General features: G+C 74.8%; 18 protein-coding genes and 8 tRNA genes. 15 read left to right on the top strand and 11 right to left on the bottom strand.

Translation table 11 applies throughout. The annotated features are described in order from the left end of the window. Positions 1–103: 103 nt before the first annotated feature. The 3 genes from cobT to IE305_RS10490 all read left to right on the top strand — a co-directional run bounded on the left by cobT (position 104) and on the right by IE305_RS10490 (position 5,258). Positions 104–3,004 carry a nicotinate-nucleotide--dimethylbenzimidazole phosphoribosyltransferase gene (cobT, locus tag IE305_RS10500; protein ID WP_373311565.1) on the top strand — a complete coding sequence of 967 codons (2,901 nt, stop codon included), beginning with the start codon at positions 104–106 and terminating at the stop codon, positions 3,002–3,004. A 152-nt stretch (positions 3,005–3,156) separates the two neighbouring features. Further along, positions 3,157–4,389 carry a uroporphyrinogen-III C-methyltransferase gene (cobA, locus tag IE305_RS10495; RefSeq protein WP_190129232.1) on the top strand — a complete coding sequence of 411 codons (1,233 nt, stop codon included), beginning with the start codon at positions 3,157–3,159 and terminating at the stop codon, positions 4,387–4,389. 50 nt (positions 4,390–4,439) lie between these two features. Next, positions 4,440–5,258 carry a TrmH family RNA methyltransferase gene (locus IE305_RS10490; protein WP_190129231.1) on the top strand — a complete coding sequence of 273 codons (819 nt, stop codon included), beginning with the start codon at positions 4,440–4,442 and terminating at the stop codon, positions 5,256–5,258. Here IE305_RS10490 and IE305_RS10485 read toward each other — a convergent pair. Then, positions 5,233–6,507, bottom strand: coding sequence for a serine/threonine-protein kinase (locus IE305_RS10485; protein WP_190129230.1), 1,275 nt, complete (start codon positions 6,505–6,507; stop codon positions 5,233–5,235). The genes IE305_RS10490 and IE305_RS10485 overlap by 26 nt on opposite strands. 497 nt (positions 6,508–7,004) lie before the next feature. On the opposite strand from IE305_RS10485, the gene IE305_RS10480 reads away from it, so the two are divergent. After that, the gene (locus IE305_RS10480; RefSeq protein WP_229890784.1) at positions 7,005–7,223 is read left to right on the top strand and encodes a hypothetical protein; all 219 of its coding nucleotides are present in this window, start codon (positions 7,005–7,007) and stop codon (positions 7,221–7,223) included. A gap of 223 nt (positions 7,224–7,446) precedes the next feature. Here the strand turns inward: IE305_RS10480 and IE305_RS10475 are convergent. From IE305_RS10475 to IE305_RS10450, 6 genes are all read right to left on the bottom strand, one after another. Next, positions 7,447–7,518 (bottom strand) — tRNA-Val (locus IE305_RS10475). Positions 7,519–7,539: 21 nt separating this feature from the next. Beyond that, a tRNA-Val gene (locus IE305_RS10470) sits at positions 7,540–7,614 on the bottom strand. A gap of 26 nt (positions 7,615–7,640) precedes the next feature. Next, a tRNA-Val gene (locus IE305_RS10465) sits at positions 7,641–7,712 on the bottom strand. 21 nt (positions 7,713–7,733) lie between these two features. Then, a tRNA-Val gene (locus tag IE305_RS10460) sits at positions 7,734–7,808 on the bottom strand. A gap of 1 nt (position 7,809) precedes the next feature. Further along, positions 7,810–7,883: transfer RNA gene (locus tag IE305_RS10455), tRNA-Cys, on the bottom strand. A 33-nt stretch (positions 7,884–7,916) separates the two neighbouring features. Beyond that, positions 7,917–7,989, bottom strand: a tRNA-Gly gene (locus tag IE305_RS10450). A gap of 229 nt (positions 7,990–8,218) precedes the next feature. Here IE305_RS10450 and IE305_RS10445 point away from each other — a divergent pair. The 3 genes from IE305_RS10445 to IE305_RS10435 all read left to right on the top strand — a co-directional run bounded on the left by IE305_RS10445 (position 8,219) and on the right by IE305_RS10435 (position 10,994). Beyond that, on the top strand, positions 8,219–9,295 hold the full coding sequence (locus tag IE305_RS10445; protein ID WP_190129446.1) for a chorismate-binding protein: 1,077 nt from the start codon (positions 8,219–8,221) through the stop codon (positions 9,293–9,295). After that, positions 9,292–10,113, top strand: a complete 822-nt coding sequence (locus IE305_RS10440) for an aminotransferase class IV (protein WP_190129229.1) — start codon at positions 9,292–9,294, stop codon at positions 10,111–10,113. The genes IE305_RS10445 and IE305_RS10440 overlap by 4 nt, the downstream gene beginning before the upstream one ends. A gap of 62 nt (positions 10,114–10,175) precedes the next feature. Continuing rightward, the gene (locus tag IE305_RS10435) at positions 10,176–10,994 is read left to right on the top strand and encodes a GNAT family N-acetyltransferase (RefSeq protein WP_190129228.1); all 819 of its coding nucleotides are present in this window, start codon (positions 10,176–10,178) and stop codon (positions 10,992–10,994) included. 40 nt (positions 10,995–11,034) lie between these two features. On the opposite strand, the gene IE305_RS10430 is transcribed toward IE305_RS10435, so the two are convergent. Further along, positions 11,035–11,562, bottom strand: coding sequence for a DsbA family protein (locus IE305_RS10430; protein WP_190129227.1), 528 nt, complete (start codon positions 11,560–11,562; stop codon positions 11,035–11,037). A gap of 166 nt (positions 11,563–11,728) precedes the next feature. On the opposite strand from IE305_RS10430, the gene IE305_RS10425 reads away from it, so the two are divergent. Then, a complete protein-coding gene (locus tag IE305_RS10425; RefSeq protein WP_190129226.1) occupies positions 11,729–12,184 on the top strand; it encodes a hypothetical protein in 456 nt (151 codons plus the stop codon). 104 nt (positions 12,185–12,288) lie between these two features. Next, positions 12,289–12,429 (top strand): hypothetical protein, encoded by a 141-nt coding sequence (locus IE305_RS10420; protein WP_190129225.1) that lies wholly within the window; start codon positions 12,289–12,291, stop codon positions 12,427–12,429. Positions 12,430–12,451: 22 nt separating this feature from the next. Here the strand turns inward: IE305_RS10420 and IE305_RS10415 are convergent, their stop codons facing one another. Then, positions 12,452–13,015 (bottom strand): CGNR zinc finger domain-containing protein, encoded by a 564-nt coding sequence (locus IE305_RS10415; protein WP_190129224.1) that lies wholly within the window; start codon positions 13,013–13,015, stop codon positions 12,452–12,454. Positions 13,016–13,229: 214 nt separating this feature from the next. Further along, the gene (locus IE305_RS10410; protein ID WP_190129223.1) at positions 13,230–13,643 is read right to left on the bottom strand and encodes an SsgA family sporulation/cell division regulator; all 414 of its coding nucleotides are present in this window, start codon (positions 13,641–13,643) and stop codon (positions 13,230–13,232) included. Positions 13,644–13,844: 201 nt separating this feature from the next. Between IE305_RS10410 and IE305_RS10405 the strand changes: the two genes are divergently transcribed. The 4 genes from IE305_RS10405 (at position 13,845) to IE305_RS10390 (ending at position 15,164) form a co-directional block, all read left to right on the top strand. Next, positions 13,845–14,315 carry a TIGR02611 family protein gene (locus IE305_RS10405; protein ID WP_190129222.1) on the top strand — a complete coding sequence of 157 codons (471 nt, stop codon included), beginning with the start codon at positions 13,845–13,847 and terminating at the stop codon, positions 14,313–14,315. Between the two features lie 84 nt (positions 14,316–14,399). Beyond that, a tRNA-Val gene (locus tag IE305_RS10400) sits at positions 14,400–14,471 on the top strand. A gap of 67 nt (positions 14,472–14,538) precedes the next feature. Beyond that, positions 14,539–15,030: an SRPBCC family protein gene (locus IE305_RS10395; RefSeq protein WP_190129221.1), complete on the top strand. Its 492-nt coding sequence runs from the start codon at positions 14,539–14,541 to the stop codon at positions 15,028–15,030. Positions 15,031–15,092: 62 nt separating this feature from the next. After that, positions 15,093–15,164, top strand: a tRNA-Val gene (locus tag IE305_RS10390). A gap of 56 nt (positions 15,165–15,220) precedes the next feature. Here IE305_RS10390 and IE305_RS10385 read toward each other — a convergent pair. Further along, positions 15,221–15,946, bottom strand: a complete 726-nt coding sequence (locus IE305_RS10385) for a 3'-5' exonuclease (protein WP_190129220.1) — start codon at positions 15,944–15,946, stop codon at positions 15,221–15,223. Between the two features lie 166 nt (positions 15,947–16,112). Here IE305_RS10385 and IE305_RS10380 point away from each other — a divergent pair, with 166 nt between their 5' ends. Both IE305_RS10380 and IE305_RS10375 read left to right on the top strand, forming a co-directional pair. Continuing rightward, entirely contained in the window at positions 16,113–16,709 is a 597-nt protein-coding gene (locus IE305_RS10380) for a DUF4365 domain-containing protein (RefSeq protein WP_190129219.1), read from the top strand. Next, entirely contained in the window at positions 16,709–17,902 is a 1,194-nt protein-coding gene (locus tag IE305_RS10375) for a hypothetical protein (RefSeq protein WP_190129218.1), read from the top strand. Before IE305_RS10380 ends, IE305_RS10375 begins: the two co-directional genes overlap by 1 nt. Positions 17,903–17,982: the final 80 nt, after the last annotated feature.

Raw genomic sequence — 17,982 nt, 5'->3', positions numbered from 1 at the left:
CGGGGACGGCGCTGCTGCTGCGGTGCCTGGTCCGCCGAGTGCGGTTGCTGACGGTGTTGCGGTGCCGGCCACCGACGAGGGTGCCGCTGCCGACGGTGTTGGGGTGCCTGGTGCGCAGGGTTCGGGTGACGGTACGTCCCCGGTGCTCGGTGCCGGCGACGGCGTGGCCGTCGTTGACGGCTCCGGGGCGCCTGCCGCGCAGGGCGCGGGTGACGAGGCGGGTATCGCGACCGCTGTGGTGCCCGATGCCAACGACGGTGCGCCTGTCGCTGGAGAGGGCCTGCCCGCCGCCGCTGACGGCGCTGTGGCGCCGGCTGCCGAGGCCGGTGCGGCCACGGCCGGCGAAGGTGCCGCCGAAAGCCTTACGGCTGCTGCTGTGACGCCGGGCGCCGCCGACGGTACTGCGGTGCCGGACAACCCGGCTGCGGCCGACAGCGCTACGGCGGCCGGTGCGGGTGATGTTTCCGCTGCTATGTCGCCGGGCGTCGCCGACGGCGCCGTCGCGCCGGTGGTGGACAACGCTGCGCCCGCTGCTGCGGTGCCGGGTGCCGTCGACGGTGCGGCTCCGGCCGCTGACGGCGTTGCGGCGCCGGGCGCGGATGAAGGTACGGCAGTGGCGGCCAGCGCTGCCGACGCCGGTGCGGCCACGGTCGCGGCGAGTGCTGCCGACGGCGCCGACGTCCCGGCCGTAGGCCACAGCGCCGCCGCTGACGGTGCTGTGGCGCCGGGTAGCGCGCCTGCCGTGCCGGGCACGGGCGATGGTGCTACGGCGCCTGCTGCGCCGACGGCGGCCGACGACCCGGCGGTGCCGGGTGCGGCTGCGGTGCCCACCGCGCCGGGCTCGGACGGTGCTGCCGCCGACGTACCGGCCGAAGCCGCCCCCGGCAGCGACAGCACGTCTGCCGTCGCGCCGGGCGCCGACCCCGCCCCCGACCCCCACCCCCTGCCGTCGGACGCCCCGGCCGGGCAGGACACCGCACCGGCGCCGGCCTCCCCGGAGGCCGGACCGCAGACCCAGCCCCCCGCCGCGGAAGGCGCCGCAGGCGCCCCCGCACCGAGCGATACGGACACCGCCGTGGCAGCCGACACCGCCGCACTCCCGCAGCAGAACCAGCCGGCCGCCGAGGCCACCGTGCCCGCCCCCCAGGGCGCGCCGGCCGCCGAGGCCACCACCCCCACCCCCCAGGGCACGCCGGCCGCCGAGGCCACCGCCGCTGAGGCCACCGCCCCCGCCGAGGACCAGCCCGCGCAGCCCGAAGAGCCCGCCGGCCCCCCGGCGGACCCGTACGGGGACGCCGAGCGGGCCGCCGTGCACCGTGTCATGCGGGAGCGCCGTGACATCCGCAAGGGCTTCCGGACCGATCCCATCCCCCACGAGGTGCTGCTGCGCGTCCTGGAGGCCGCGCACACCGCGCCCAGCGTGGGGCACTCCCAGCCGTGGGACTTCGTGGTCATCCGGTCCGAGGAGACCCGGCGGACCATGCACGAGCTGGTCGAGCGGCAGCGCGAGGCGTACGCGAAGTCGCTGCCCAAGGGGCGGGCCAAGCAGTTCAAGGAACTGAAGATCGAGGCCATCCTCGACACGCCCGTCAACATCGTCGTCACCGCCGACCCCACGCGCGGCGGCCGCCACACCCTCGGCCGGCACACCCAGCCGCAGATGGCGCCGTATTCGTCCGCGCTCGCCGTCGAGAACCTGTGGCTCGCGGCCCGCGCCGAGGGCCTCGGCGTCGGCTGGGTGAGCTTCTTCGACGAGCGGGAGCTGGTGCGGGCCCTCGGGCTGCCCGAGCACCTGGAGGTCGTGGCGTACCTGTGCGTCGGGTACGTGGACGAGTTCCCGGACGAGCCGGAGCTGCTGCAGGCCGGCTGGTCCAAGCGCCGGCCGCTGTCGTGGGTCGTGCACGAGGAGACGTACGGCCGTCGCGCGCTGCCCGGCGAGGACCCGCACGATCTGCTGGCCGAGACGCTGCGCGGCATCCGCCCGCTGGACGCCAAGGCGCTCGGCGAGGCGTGGGAGCGGCAGAAGCGCATGACGAAGCCGTCGGGCGCGCTCGGCATGCTGGAGATCATCTCCGCGCAGCTGTGCGGCCTGTCCCGCAAGTGCCCGCCGCCGATCCCCGAGCCGGCCGCCGTCGCCATCTTCGCGGGGGACCACGGCGTGCACCACCAGGGCGTCACCGCGTGGCCCCAGGAGGTCACCGCGCAGATGGTCGCCAACTTCCTGGGCGGCGGCGCGGTGTGCAACGCCTTCGCCAACCAGGTCGGTGCCGAGGTGTGCGTCGTGGATGTCGGCGTGGCGGGGGAACTGCCCAGCACCCCCGGCCTGCTGCCGCGCAAGGTCCGTCCCGGTACGGACGACTTCACCACCGGCCCGGCGATGAGCCGGGAGGAGGCGCTGCGCGCCGTCGAGATCGGCATCGAGACGGCCCGCGACCTGGTCACCGCCGGCAACAAGGCGCTGCTCACGGGCGAGATGGGCATTGCCAACACGACCGTGTCGGCCGCCCTCATCTCCGTCTACACCGGCGCCGACCCGGCCGAGGTCACCGGCCGCGGCACCGGCATCAACGACGAGATGCACGCCCGCAAGGTCGACGTGGTGCGCCGGGCCCTGGAGCTGCACCAGCCCGACCCGAAGGACCCCATCGGGGTGCTGGCCGCGGTCGGCGGGCTGGAGCACGCCGCCCTGGTGGGCCTGATCCTCGGCGGCGCGTCGCTGCGCACGCCGGTGATCCTCGACGGTGTGAGCGCCGGGGCCGCGGCCCTGGTGGCCCGGGCCGTCGCGCCCGAGGCGCTCGCGGCCTGCATCGCCGGTCACCGCAGCGCCGAGCCCGGCCATGTCGCCGCGCTCACCAAGCTGGGCCTGCGGCCGCTGGTCGACCTGGACCTGCGGCTGGGCGAGGGCACGGGCGCGCTGCTGGCGCTGCCCGTGGTGCAGAGCGCCGCGCGCGCCATGCATGAGGTCGCCACCTTCGACACCGCGGGCGTCAGCGAGAAGAAGTGACGTCCGCACGGCGCTGACCTGCCGTTTTTGCCCCGTCTCGCCGGGCGGACCCCTCACGGGGCCGCCCGGCGATTGACTTAGGGTGTGCGCAGGGCAGAAACCCGTAGCCGCCCCGACTTCCCGACCGTCGCCCGGAGGAGACCCGTACCGCCATGGCCGACCACGCACCCGTCGCCTCCTATCCCGTCGGACTCCGCCTCGCCGGGCGGCGCGTCGTCGTCCTCGGCGCCGGCCAGGTCGCCCAGCGGCGGCTGCCGGCCCTGCTCGCCGCCGGCGCGGACGTCCTGCTCGTCTCGCCGTCGGCCACCCCCTCCGTCGAGGCCATGGCCACCGCCGGCGAACTCCGCTGGGAGCGCCGCCGCTACCGCGAGGGCGACCTCGACGGCGCCTGGTACGCGCTGATCCTCACCGACGACCCCGAGGCCAACGCCGCGGCGTCCGCCGAGGCCGAGGCGCGCCGCGTGTGGGCCGTACGGTCCGACGACGCCGACGCCGCCACCGCCTGGACCCCCGCCACGGGCCGGGCCGCCGGCGTGACCGTCGCCGTGCTCACCGGCCAGGACCCGCGCCGCTCGGCCGCCGTCCGCGACGCCGTCGTGGACGGCCTGCGCGACGGCTCGCTGGCCGCACCGCACTTCCGGGCCCCCGCCAAGGGCGTGGCCCTCGTCGGCGGCGGCCCCGGCGACCCCGACCTCATCACCGTGCGCGGCCGGCGGCTGCTCGCCGAGGCCGACGTGGTCGTCGCCGACCGCCTCGGCCCCCGCGACCTGCTGGACGAACTGCCGCCGCACGTCGAGGTCATCGACGCCGCGAAGATCCCCTACGGGCGGGCCATGGCCCAGGAGGCCATCAACGCCGCCCTCGTGGAGCACGCCAAGGCCGGCAAGGCCGTGGTCCGCCTCAAGGGCGGCGACCCGTTCGTCTTCGGCCGCGGCATGGAGGAGGTGCAGGCGCTGGCCGAGCACGGCATCCCGTGCACCGTCGTCCCCGGCATCTCCAGCGCCGTCAGCGTGCCCGGCGCCGCCGGAATCTCCGTCACCCACCGGGGCCTCGCCCAGGAGTTCACCGTCGTCAGCGGGCACGTCCCGCCGGGCGACCCCCGGTCGACGGTGGACTGGGCGGCCTTGGCGCAGCTGCGCGGCACGCTGGTGCTGCTCATGGCCGTGGAGAACATCCCCGCCATCGCCGCCGCCCTGATCGCCCACGGCCGCCCCGCCGGCACGCCGGTCGCCGTCGTGCAGGAGGGCACCACGGCCGCGCAGCGCCGCGTGGACGCCACGCTGGAGACGGTGGGGGAGACCGTACGGGCCGAGGGCATACGCCCGCCCGCGGTCATCGTGATCGGCGACGTGGTGGCCGTCGGCACCGACGCCGGTACCGCCTGACCCGTACGACACCTCCCGTACGACACACCCGCACCACCCCAGGAACGGCCATGGCTGAGATCATCACGCTCGACGACCCCGACGACCCCCGGCTGCACGACTACACCGGGCTGACCGACGTCGAGCTGCGCCGCCGTCGCGAGCCTGCCGAGGGCCTGTTCATCGCCGAGGGCGAGAAGGTGATCCGGCGGGCCGTGGGGGCCGGCTACGCGATGCGGTCGATGCTGCTGTCCGCCAAGTGGGTCGACGTGATGCGGGACGTCATCGACGCCTCGCCCGCCCCCGTCTACGTCGTCGAACCCGGCCTCGCCGAGCGGGTGACGGGCTATCACGTGCACCGCGGAGCGCTCGCCTCCATGGCCCGCAAGCCCCAGCCGGACCCGGCGGAGCTGCTGCGCGGCGCCCGCCGCGTCGCCGTCCTGGAAGGGCTCGTCGACCACACCAACACCGGGGCCATCTTCCGGAGCGCGGCCGCACTCGGCATGGACGCCGTCCTGCTCTCCCCGGACTGCGCCGACCCTCTCTACCGGCGGTCGGTGAAGGTCTCCATGGGCGCGGTGTTCTCCGTGCCGTGGGCCCGCCTGGAGCACTGGCCGCAGGGCCTGGACGCCGTCCGGGACGCCGGCTTCGACCTGCTCGCACTGACCCCGGACGCCTCGGCCGTCACCCTGGACGAGGCCGCCCCGCACCGCCGCGAGAAGGTCGCGCTCATGCTCGGCGCCGAGGGCGACGGGCTGTCGGGGCGCGCCCTGCGCGCCGCCGACACGTGGGTCCGCATCCCCATGGCGCACGGCGTGGACTCGCTCAACGTGGGCGCGGCGGCCGCCGTCGCCTTCTACGCCGTCACGACCGGCCGTCCGCAGGACTGACCGCCGTTGTCGTAGCCGTAGCCGTACCCGTTGTCGTCCCGGTGACGGTGACCGGCGCCGGCCGCTCCATGCTGTGCGCCGGGCCCTGGCAGCCCTGGGCCGCCGCGATGCCGAGCGCCACCAGCAGCGTCACCACCACGAACACGATGAGACGCTGCCGCAGCAGCTTGCCGTCCGGCCCCGGGCGCCGGCCCCGCGCCGTCTGCCGCGGCCGGTTCCGTGCTCCCGACGGCCGTTGCGGCGCCGCCGGGCGGCGCGCCGCGGGCGTGCGCAGCGCGTCGGCGGGGCGCGCCGGGGCGTGCGGGCGCGGCGTGGGGCTGCTGCCCGGGCGGCGCTCGGTGCGCTGCTGCTCGTAGGCCGCCATGCGGCGCGTCGAGGGGCGGTCGGGCTCGCGGCGCGGGGACGGCGGCCGGCCCTCCGACAGGCCGTGCGCCTCCCGTGCGGCGATCTCCTTCAGCCGCAGCGACAGCTGGAGCGTGCTCGGCCGCTCCTCGGGGTCCTTGGCCAGGCAGGCGTGGATCAGCGGCGCCAGCGCGTCCGGCACGCCCATCAGCTGCGGCTCCTCGTGCACCACCCGGTACAGCATCACCTCGGAGCTGCCCTGCCCGAAGGGCGAGTCGGCGGTGCAGGCGTACGCGAGCGTGGCGCCCAGCGAGAACACGTCCGTGGCCGGTGTGACGAGCGCGCCGCGCACCTGTTCGGGCGCCAGGAAGCCGGGGGAGCCGACCGCGGTGCCGACGTGCGTGAGCGTGGAGGCGCCGGTGGCCCAGGCGATGCCGAAGTCGATGATGCGCGGGCCCTTGGGCGACAACAGGATGTTCGACGGCTTCAGGTCGCGGTGGACCACACCCGCGTCGTGCACGGCGAGCAGCCCCTCGGCGAGGGCCGCGCCGATCGAGGCGGTCTGGGCCGCCGACAGCGGCCCTTCCTCGTTCACCTTGTCGTGCAGCGAGGGCCCGGGCACGTACTGCGTGGCGAACCAGGGGCGGTCCGCCTCCAGATCGGCGGCCACCAGCCGCGCCGTACAGCCGCCGCGGATGCGCCGGGCGGCCGAGACCTCCCGTGCGAACCGGGACCGGAACTCCTGGTCCTCCGCCAGGTCGGGCCGGATCACCTTGAGGGCCACCCGCTGCCCGCGCTTGTCGGAGCCCAGGTAGACCACGCCCATGCCGCCCGCGCCCAGCCGTCGATGCAGCCGGAACGAGCCGACGACACGCGGGTCCTCGCGACGGAGCCGCATCATCGTCATTTTCGTCCCCTACCTCCGGTGGGGCTGCCCCACGTAGCTGCCCGGCCTGTGACGTGCCACAGCTTACGGATTGACGGACCGTCGCGCGCAGAGGCCGCGCATGCGTCGGCGCGCGGAGTGTCGGTGCGGGGCGGGGCGGCCGGTGCGCCGGCGGGGGAGGGGAGCGCGGCGGCCCCGGCCCGTGCCCCACCGGCCAAGATCCGTTGGGCGCAGGGGGATTGACGGCACCCGCCGTCCGCCCGCGGACGGACGCGCCCCGGGCCGCGGCCGGCCCGCAGGATCGGGAGGAAAGTGATCGAACTCACCCCGCCCCCCAGGGGTGACCCGGAAGGTGTCAGGGTCGCCCTCCACCCTCGGGAGTACCGCGCCGGGCCCGTCTCCTCCTCGGGGACAACGACCAAGGGGTACGCGGGCATGACGTGCCGGACCCCGCCCGCCACCTACTGTGGTGGGCGACGGAACGACGGGGAGCAGCGGGAAAAAGGGGTGGAGGGACGATGACGGACCTCGTGGGAGGCACCGGAGGCCGGGTGGCGCACAGCCCGCGGACCGGTCCCGCGCAGGGCCTCCACGGCGAGCAGCCCTCGCCGACCCGCCACCCTCTCGTCGCTGCGGCCATGGTGCTGCCGATGGCGGTCTTCCTGACCGTCGTCTTCGGCGGCTGGGACGCCCTCGTCACACAGGCGTCGTCCGTGGCGGGACTGCTGGGGCGCTGAGCCCCCGGGTCCGGGAGAGCGGCCCGGACCCACCGGTGGTCACCGGCCATAGCCCCGTGGGGACGGGGGTGCGGCGGACGGCACGTCCGGCCGGGTGCCTGGGGAGGCACCCGGTCGGTTGCGTTTCACCCCGTGTGCGCTCGTACGACATGCGAGATGCGACCTACGGCAGTACGACGACGGCCGGGCCGGAGCGTGATGCTCCGGCCCGGCCGGTGACGTGTGCGCGATACTGGGATTGAACCAGTGACCTCTTCCGTGTCAGGGAAGCGCTCTCCCGCTGAGCTAATCGCGCGGGCAAGGCCGATGAGGGCCCTGGTGGACGATACTGGGATTGAACCAGTGACCTCTTCCGTGTCAGGGAAGCGCTCTCCCGCTGAGCTAATCGTCCGGGAACCGCAGGTCATGCGGTGTGCGTGCGCGATACTGGGATTGAACCAGTGACCTCTTCCGTGTCAGGGAAGCGCTCTCCCGCTGAGCTAATCGCGCGGGCAAGGCCGGTGAAGGCCCTGGTGGACGATACTGGGATTGAACCAGTGACCTCTTCCGTGTCAGGGAAGCGCTCTCCCGCTGAGCTAATCGTCCTTGGAGGTGGAGACGGGATTTGAACCCGTGTAGACGGCTTTGCAGGCCGTTGCCTCGCCTCTCGGCCACTCCACCAGGAGCGGGGGGTCGGGAAGATCCCCCACATCGAGCGGACAACGAGACTCGAACTCGCGACATCCACCTTGGCAAGGTGGTGCTCTACCAACTGAGCTATGTCCGCATTTTCGCACCCACCGGGCCTCGGGCCCCGCAGCTGCTCCGCCGTTCCGCTTCCGCGTCCCGGCGACGTGTTGAACTTTAGCGGATTCCGGCGCCAGCTCAAATTCCGTTTGCCCAGCATGCTGGCCTGATCCCGATCCGGAGGCGGTCCCGGCGCAGGTCCGGACGGCCCCGGAGGGCCGCGCCATAGACTCGATGACGTGCACAGCCTCCCCACGATGCCCTCCCCGATGGCCCGGTTCGGCGGTCTCGTCGCCACGGATCTGCGCGACGTGACCAGCGACCCGGCGGCCCTGGAATCCCGTGGCTGGTGGGCGGTCGTCGCCGACTTCGAGGGGGGCCTCACCTGTGCCCGCTTCGGCGACGTACGGCCCGCGCCCCTCGCCCAGCCCACGCGCTGGCGCGGCCCCGCGCCCGAGGACTGGACCAGCTCCCTCGACCGCGACGCCTACACCGCGGGCGTCCGCCGCATCCGCGAGCACATAGCCGCCGGCGAGGTCTACCAGGCCAACCTCTGCCGCGTCCTCAGCGCGCCCCTGCCCGACCCGGACCACGCCGACGTCGACGCGCTCACCGCCCTCCTCGCCCACGGCAACCCCGCCCCCTACGCCGGCACCGTGCGGCTCCCCGCCCACGGCGTCGAGGTCGCCACCGCCTCGCCCGAGCTCTATCTGCGCCGCGACGGCCGCACCGTCGAGTCCGGCCCGATCAAGGGCACCGGCCGCACCGCGGCCGACCTGCTGGAGAAGGACCACGCCGAGAACGTGATGATCGTGGACCTGGTCCGCAACGACCTGGGCCGCGTCTGCGCCACCGGCTCGGTGACCGTGCCCGCGCTGTGCGCCGTCGAACCGCACCCGGGCCTCGTCCACCTCGTCTCCACCGTGCGCGGGCAGCTCGCCGACGGCGCCGGCTGGCCCGAACTGCTGGCCGGCACCTTCCCGCCCGGCTCCGTCACCGGCGCCCCCAAGGCCAGCGCCCTCGGCATCATCGAGGCCCTGGAGACCGCCCCCCGCGGCCCCTACTGCGGCGGCATCGGCTGGGTCGACGCCGACCGGGGAACCGCCGCCCTCGCCGTCGGCATCCGCACCTTCTGGGTCGACCGCGCCGCCCCCGGCGGCCCCGTCGTCCGCTTCGGCACCGGCGCCGGCATCACCTGGGGCTCCGACCCCGACCGCGAGTGGGCCGAGACCGAACTCAAGGCCGCCCGGCTCCTCGCCCTGGCCTCGGCACCGGCAGCGGCGCCGGGCGGAACGCGCGAAGAGACAGCAGCAGAAGCCGGCGCCCGAGGAGGGACACCACAGTGATGATCTGGTGCGACGGAGCGCTCCGCGACGCCGACAGCGCCCGCCTCTCCGTCCTCGACCACGGGCTCACGGTCGGCGACGGCGTCTTCGAGACCCTCAAGGCCACCGACGGCCGCGCCTTCGCCCTCACCCGCCACCTCGACCGGCTCGCCTCCTCGGCCCGGATCATGGGCCTGCCCGCGCCCGACCCCGACGAGGTCCGCGAGGCCTGCCGCGAGGTCCTCCGGGCCAACCCCATGCCGCTCGGCCGACTGCGCATCACCTATACCGGCGGCGTCGCGCCCCCCGGCTCCGGCCGCTCCGCCGCCCGGCCCTCACTCGTCGTCACCCTGACCGAGACGCAGCGTCCCGCCGCCACCACCGCCGTGGTCACCGTGCCGTGGACCCGCAACGAACGCAGCGCCCTGGCCGGCGCCAAGTCCACCTCGTACGCCGAGAACGTCGTCGCCCTCGCCCACGCCCACCAGCACGGCGCCGGCGAGGCGCTCTTCGCCAACACCGCGGGCCGGCTCTGCGAGGGCACCGCCTCCAACGTCTTCGTCGTCCTCGACGGCGAGCTGCACACCCCGCCGCTCTCCTCCGGCTGCCTGCCCGGCATCACCCGCGCCCTGGTGGTGGAGTGGTCCGGCGCCAAGGAGACCGATCTCCCCTTCGACGTGCTGGAACAGGCCGACGAGATCTTCCTGACCTCCTCGCTGCGCGACGTGCAGCCCGTGCACGCCGTCGACGGCCGTCAGCGACCCGGCACACCCGGGCCCGTCACCGCCCGAGCGCTGCGGACCTTCACCGAGCGGGCGGCCGCCGACCTCGACCCGTAGAGACGTGTGGAGACCCCTGAAAACCCGGTGACGGAGGGACGGCGGGCCGGTACAACATCAGCGTGACCACCACCCTGCGGCCCACCGCACCCGAGCGGCGCACCGCCGACGGCCACCGCGCCCGCACGTACGACGTGTGCGTCAACAGCCGGCCCGTCGGCTCCGTCGAGATCACCACCGACCGCCGCTTCGGCCCCCGCTACGGGCGGATCGAACGGCTCGCGATAGCCGGGCCCGACCGGCGCCGGGGGCGCGGCACCGTCGCCGCGCTCGCCGCGGAGGAGGTGCTGCGCGGCTGGGGCTGCCGGCAGATCGCCGTCACGGTTCCCGCCGGAGAAGAGGCCGCCCTCGGCCTCGTCCGCGCCCTGGGCTACGCGGAGCGCAGCCGCTCCATGGAGAAGACGCTGGGCACCGCGCCCCCGCTGCCCGGCGGCGTGACGGTACGGGAGCTGGGTGCGGCCGAGTTCCCCGCCTGGGAGGCCGACGCGAAGGCCGGGTACGCGCAGGACTGGGCGGAGAACGGCCTGCCGGAGGCGGTGGCCCGGGCCAAGGCCGACCGTGACCACGCCACGGCCCTGCCCGCCGGCCCGGACACGCCCGGCACCGTACTGCGTGCCCTCACCTCCGGCGGCCAGGACGTGGGCACCCTGTGGGTGGCACTGAAGGAGGACGCCGGCTTCGTCTTCCTCGTGAAGGTGGGCGCGGCCCACCGGGGCCGGGGCCACGGGCGCACCCTGATGCGCCTGGCCGAACGGGAGTGCCTCGCGGCCGGCGCCCGCACCCTGGGGCTGCACGTCTTCGCCGCCAACACCCCGGCCGTACGGCTGTACGACTCGCTGGGCTACTGGCCGACGGCCTTCCACTTCTACAAGCCGCTCTGAGCACGCCGGGCCGCTCCCGGGCCGGGCCGCTCCCGCGCGGTCAGTGGCCGGACAGCAGCCGGTCGGCGATCTCCTCGATCCGCTCGCGCAGACCCTCCTGGCTCTTGCCGCCGTCCAGCCGCTCGTCACCGATGACGTAGGTGGGCGTGCCCGTCACGCCGATCGCCCTGCCCTCCGCCTGGTCGGCGTCGACGACCAGCATGTGGCGCCCGTCGATCAGCGCGGTGTCCACTTCCTCCGCGTCCAGGCCCAGCTCGCCCGCGACCTCCACCAGCAGCTTCTCGCCGCGTGCGCCGAGCTCCGCCGTGCGCCCCAGGACCGCTTCCGCGTACGCCCAGCCCTTGCCCTGCTCCGCGGCCTCCTCGGCGGCCTGCGCGGCGGCGTAGGAGTGCTTGTGCTTCTCCAGCGGGAAGTGGCGCAGACGAATGTCGAGCCGGTCGCCGTAGCGGGCGCGCAGGGCGCGGACGTCGTCCAGCGCGGTGTGGCAGTCGGGGCACTGCAGCTCGCACCAGACGTCCAGGACGACGGGGCGGGAGGTGGCGGGGTCGGGGGTGCTGGCATCGCTCATGGGGCCAGTCTTCCAGGCGCGGCGGGCCCCGCCCCCGGGGGATCACTGCGGGATCACCCAGGGGTTCACCCGGAGATCTCCCTGATCCCCGGCCGGAGGCGTGGCCCCACGGCTCCCGCACGGTGCACGATGGAACGGACGGAGAAACCACCGGCTGGAGGACGCGATGCTGACGTCGACCGTACTGGCCGCGGTGTCCGCGGCCGGCCTGGGCATCGCCCTGGTGACCGCCTACCGCCGGCGCTTCCTCGCCGCGACCCGCATCGCGGCCTGGTCCCTCATCCCCGTGGGGCTGGTGCTCACGGGCGTCGTCGACTGGCTCACCGACATCGTCCTCAAGCCGACCGTGTGGGCGGGCTTCGGCGTGCTCGCGCTGTCCTTCCTCCTCTTCACCGTGAGCCGGGCCGTGGAGCGCCGGTCCGGGGGAAGCCGCGCCGAGCGGCGCGAGCGCCGTGCGGCGATACGGGCCCGGCGGCGGGACGCCGTGGCGCCGGCGTCCGCCACGCCCGGCATACCGGCCGCGCCCGAGGCGGGGCGCAAGGGGCGCGGGGCGAAGGCTGCGGGCGGGGGCGACGAGGACTTCTCGGACATCGAGGCGATCCTCAAGAAACACGGGATCTGACGATCTCTCGCCCCGGTGCTCCGCAGAACATTCCCATGAACTCCCCCTAACGGGTGGCATGTTGATGCGGCCCCGGGGCAGGGCTGCGTCATGATCTGCCGGAGATGAACGACGAACCGGCCCAGATCACCGAGGAACCGCGCGGCTGCCTCTTCGCGCTCTCCCAGCCCCCGCTGATGTTCTTCCTCGCCTTCATCGGCACCCTGATCCTGCTCACCGCCGTGCACGACCTCTACCGGTGGTGACGGGGGAGGGGCGGGCCGGGCGTCAGCCGGCCGTGCCGCTGCCGCCGTCCCCGCCGCCGTCGCCGCCACGGCGGCGGGCGCGGTAGGCGGCCACGTGCAGACGGTTGCCGCAGGTGCGGCCGTCGCAGTAGCGGCGGGAGCGGTTGCGGGAGAGGTCCACGAAGGCGCGCCCGCAGCCGGGGGCGTCGCAGCGCCGCAGCCGCTCCAGCTCGCCGGCCACCAGCAGGAAGGAGAGGGCCATGCCGCCGTCGGCGGCCAGGTGCTCGGCCAGGGAGGCGCCCGGGGCGAAGTAGTGGACGTGCCAGTCGTGCCCGTCGTGGTCGGTCAGCCGGGGCGTGGTGCCGGCCTCGGCGACCAGTGCGTTGAGCAGCTCGGCCGCCTCCCGCGCGTCCCGGCTGTCGAACACCTGGGCGAACCGGTCGCGGACGGCCCGTACGGCCGCGAGGTCCGGCTCGTGCAGGGCGCCGGTGCCGCTGATGGCGTGCCGGGCGACGAAGTCCCGCAGCGCGGCCAGGCCGTCGAGCTCGCGGTTGAGCAGGTCGACGACGGCCTCCAGTGTGAACCGGGTGTCGTGGTTGATCAGCACGGGTCGTTCGCTCCCTGGCCGGGCGGTGTGGGGCGGCAACTGTTCGAGTGGGGAGCGACTCTAGCGGCCCGGCCGTACGACGGCGCCGCCGGCCACCGGGAGCGGTGGACGACGGCGCCGCCTCATGCCGTATGCGCGATGTCGAGTGATGTTCCTGTGGGGCTCGCCGGCCTCCCCGAGTGGGCCGGCGTGTCGGTTCGGCTCCCGCCCGGCCTCAGCTCTCCGCGAGGATGTGGGAGAGCTCGGTGTCCAGGTCGAAGTGCCGGTGTTCGGTGCCGGGCGGGACGGCGGCGTCGGTCCGCTTGAGGAACGACTCCAGGGCCCTGGCCGGCGCCTCCAGCAGGGCCTCGCCCTCCGGCGAGCTCAGTGCGATGCAGACGACGCCCTGACCGTGGCTGCGGGACGGCCAGACCCGTACGTCTCCGGTGCCCGTGGGCCGGTGCAGGCCCTCCGCGAGCAGGTCCCGGGCGAAGACCCACTCGACCGTCTCTTCGGCTCCGGTGTGGAAGGTGGCGTGCACGGCATACGGATCGGCCGTGTCGTACCGCAGGCCCGCGGGTACGGGCAGTGAGGATTCGCTCGACACAATGAGGCGCAGGTGCAGCTCACAGCTGACCGTGGTGTTCATAAGCGCCAAGGCCTTTCGCTCAGTGTGCGCTCGGGGATTCGCACGTCGGCGAAATCGACATGCCACCTACGGTGCCGTTGTAAACCCCTCTGCCCGTTTTGCGGCCCTTCGGATACCCCGGACGGCCCAGCCGCCGCGCCACCGGTACCGCCGAAGCGGTGATATCCGCCGTTCCGCGCACCGTCGGGTACGTTGGACGGCATGAACGCGGAGAGTGACGAGCGGTCCCCCGCCGACGAAACCGCCCCCGCCGACGGGACCGGCCCCGCCGCAGCGCCGCCCGGCCCGGCCGGCCGGGAGCGGCCCCTGGGCTCCCGGGCCCCGCACTTCGTCCGGCGCTCCCGGGCCCTGCACCTCAGCTGGCAGGCCGGGGTCTTCGTCGTCGGCCTCGCCGTCGTCGTCGCCGGCGTGATCATGCTGCCCCTGCCCGGCCCCGGCTGGCTGGTGATCTTCGCCGGCATGGCGATCTGGGCCACCGAGTTCGTCTGGGCCCAGCTCGTCCTGCGCTGGACCAAGCACAAGGTCACCGCCGCCGCCCAGCGCGCCCTCGACCCGAAGGTCCGCCGGCGCAACATCGCCCTCACCGTCGCCGGCCTCGCCATCGCCGGCGTGCTCGTCGGCTGCTACCTCGCCCGCTACGGCCTCCGCGCACCCTGGGCACTGCACCGCTGACCGCCCCGGCCACCGTCCCGCCACCCGGCCGCCGCGCAGTTCGAAAGCACCCTCTGACATGGGGTAATGTTGGCGATGCGCCCGGGGCGATTAGCTCAGCGGGAGAGCGCTTCGTTCACACCGAAGAGGTCACTGGTTCGATCCCAGTATCGCCCACAGCCGACCGGGGGCCCGCAGGACGCCGTCTTGCGGGCCCCCGGTCGCGTCGTGTCCGCTGGCAGACATGCCACCCGCCACGACCCGCCCGCACCGGCGCACCCTCCACCGCTACCGCTTCCAGGGCACCTGGACCTTCCCGGCCCCGCCCACGGCCGTCTACGCCGTCCTGGAGGACGCCGACGCCTACAACGTCTGGTGGCCCCAGGTCCGCCACGTCGACCGCATCGACGAGACCCGCGCCACCGTCCGCGTGCGCTCCGTCCTGCCCTACGACCTCACCCTCGCCGTCCGCGCCACCCGCCACGACCCCGCCGCCGGCCTCCTGGAGATCGCCATCACCGGCGACCTCCACGGCTGGGCCCGCTGGACCGTACGCCCCCACCACCCCGCCGGCACCACCCTCCGCTACGACCAGGAGGTCGAGGTCCGCCACCCCCTCATGCGCCTCCTCGCCCTCCCCGGCCGCCCCGTCTTCCTCGCCAACCACGCCTGGATGATGCGCACCGCCCGCCGCTCCCTCCGCACCCGGCTGGACCCCGCCCGGCAGGGAATTTGATGCGGAGCCGCCGCGACCTGTATTGTTCAGTGCGTCGCCGGGGGAAACCCCGGGGAAATCCCGGGCGATTAGCTCAGCGGGAGAGCGCTTCGTTCACACCGAAGAGGTCACTGGTTCGATCCCAGTATCGCCCACAGCACGAAGGCCGGTCCCTCAACAGAGGGACCGGCCTTCCGCCTTGCCCGGAAGGTCAGGCCACCGCCGGCAGCTCCGGCCGCAACGGCCATGCCGGATCGCACTCCTCGTCCGAACCGTTCCGCGCGAACCACGCCTGCAGCCCCCGCGCCTGCGCCGCATGCCACACCGCCTGACGCGCGTGCAGCTCCGCCGGGCTCAGCCGGTCCAGCCGCGACGCGAACCGCCGCCCCACCGCCCGCACCACCTCCAGCGCCGCGATCGCGTCCGCCGCCGCGTCGTGCGCCTCCGTCAGCGCCACCCCGTACTCCCCGCACAGGTCCACCAGCGTCCGCCGCCCCTTGCGATAGCGGTCCAGATGCCGGTCCAGCACCCACGGATCCAGCACGCACAGCGGCGCCCCGCCCAGATACCCCGCCAGCGACGACGCCCGGTGCCGGCGCAACTCCCGGTCCAGCAGCGTCAGATCGAACGGCGCGTTCATCACCACCAGCGGGATGCCCCGCGTCGCATGCCCCGCCAGCGCCCGCGCCACCTCCTCCATCACCGGCGCCGGCCACCGCCCGTGCCGCTGCAGATGCTCCTCCGACAACCCGTGTATCGCGGTCGACTCCTCCGGCACCGGAACACCCGGGTTCACCAGCCAGCGGGTGACCAACGGCGAGGCCCCCGCCTGCGACTGCGTCACGAACGCCGCCGACACGATCCGGTCGCGCTCCACGTCCACACCGGTCGTCTCGGTGTCGAAGGCCGCCAGCGGCCCCTCGAACCAGCACGGCATGACACAACTCCTCGCACTCAAGCGGAACTTGGCGAATTTCCCCTCCCCGCCAGGTGGATACCCCCACACCCGCGTGCCCGAACCGCCGCCGTTTGCCGGTGGGTTCGCGTGGAGACAACACAGATGTACGACCGAAGAACCGGCGAGCCCGGAAGGCTTTTCGGACATGGCGCTCGCGCAGCCCGGCCCCGACGCCCCCGTCCCGGCCCCACCACCCCCCACCGGACCCGGCCGCGGCAGCCTGGCCACCACCGCCTGCATGGAGACCCTCCAGATCGGCTACCTGCACGCCGTCGCGGCCGCCGCCGGCTGCACCCTGGCCCAGCCCTTCCCCGACAACGGCGTCGACTGGCACGTCAGCCACAGCGCCCCCGGCCACACCGCCGACGACGAGGTCACCATCAAGGTCCAGCTCAAAAGCACCTACCAGCTCGGCCCCCGCCGCCTGCCGGCCCGCCCCGGCACACCCCCGGTGACCTTCCCCTTCACCCTCGACAACGACCACCTGGCCAAGCTCGCCCGGACCCCCGTCGCCGTGCACCGCATCCTCGTCGTCATGCTCGTCCCCCGCGCCCGCGACGACTGGCTCCACGCCGGCCACGACGCCCTCGAACTGCGCCACTGCTGCTACTGGACCAACCTCGCCGGCCACCCCGTCACCGGCCGGCGCAGGACCACCGTGCGGATCCCGGCCACGCGCGTCTTCGACGACCGCGCCCTCTGCGAGATCATGACGCGGGTCGGGGCGGGAGGGAGACCCTGATGCACCGGCCCACCGGACCCCACCACCAGGCACCCCACCCACCCGACCCCGCCGTCCTCGCCGCCCTCCTCGCCCGCCACGGCTGGCGCCGGCGCGGCGGACAGCCCGGCCGCTACAGCCGCTGGACCCCACCCGGCCCCACCGCCGGCGCCACCAGCCTCCTGCTGCCCGACGACCCCGCCTTCCCCGACAGCGCCGACCTCCTCGCCGAGGCCGTCACCGCCCTCGAACACAGCCCCCACCCCAGCGCCGACGCCGTCCTCCACGCCCTGCACACCCCCGGCGACGAGGTCCACGTCCACCGCGAACACCCCGAACCCCCCGCCCCCGCCGCCCCCTGGGCCGGCCAGGACCGGCTGCGCACCGCCACCCGCGCCCTCCTCCTCGCCGCCGCCCTCGCCGCCCACGGCCCCGCCGCCCACCACGGCGCCCGCCACCGCCGCCGCGCCGAGACCGCCCTCGCGCCCGTCCTCGTCACCGCCGCCCCCGACGGACAGGCCCTCACCGCCCACGTCCCCCTGCACGCCCCGCCCGACGGCGGCCGCCCCCTGGTCACCACGCTGCTCGACGCCCTGCGCGCCACCCGCGCCGCCACCGACCAGTGCCGCGCCACCGGCAGCACCGACGGCTACACCACCGCCGTGACCCACGGCGGCAGCCGCGAGCTCACCGACGCCGTCGCCGCCCTCGTCCACGGCTGCGCCGCCGCCCGCGTCACCGTCCACTGGGCCCCCGCCGCCGGCCCCCCACCCGGCGCCCCCGCCCGCCCCGCCCCCGTCACCTTCACCCCGGACGACCTCCCCGCCCTCCGCGAGGCCGCCGCCCGCTACATACACCAGGAACCGGCCCTGCCCGTCACCCTCACCGGCACCGTGGTGCGCCTGCGCCGCGAGAGCCCCTGGGGCCCCGGCACCGTCCGGCTGCGCGTCCTGTCCGGCGCCGACGTCACCCACGTCCGGGCCACCCTCGGCGCGGAGGACTACCGCGTCGCCGGATACGCCCACCTGGCCGGGGTGCCCCTCACCCTCACCGGGCGCCTGGAGAGCCGCGGCGGCTTCCGCCGCCTCGCCGGCGCCCACGACGCCGTCCCCGCCCGCACCGGCGAGGCCGACCACGACCACATGCTCAAGTCGCTCCGCGAGAACCTCGACGCCCTCGCCGGGAAGCGCGAGCATGATCAAGGCCACGGATAGGCCACCGATAACCGTTTAGCGGCGGGGCCGCCGGGCTCGGTACGATTCAGGCGCGCAGCGACCGCTGACGCGCCCCATAT

This window comes from Streptomyces mashuensis (assembly GCF_014654785.1).
Lineage (GTDB): Bacteria > Actinomycetota > Actinomycetes > Streptomycetales > Streptomycetaceae > Streptomyces > Streptomyces mashuensis.
The sequence above is the reverse complement of the archived record's forward strand: the minus strand, read 5'-3'. Positions and strand labels throughout refer to the sequence as shown.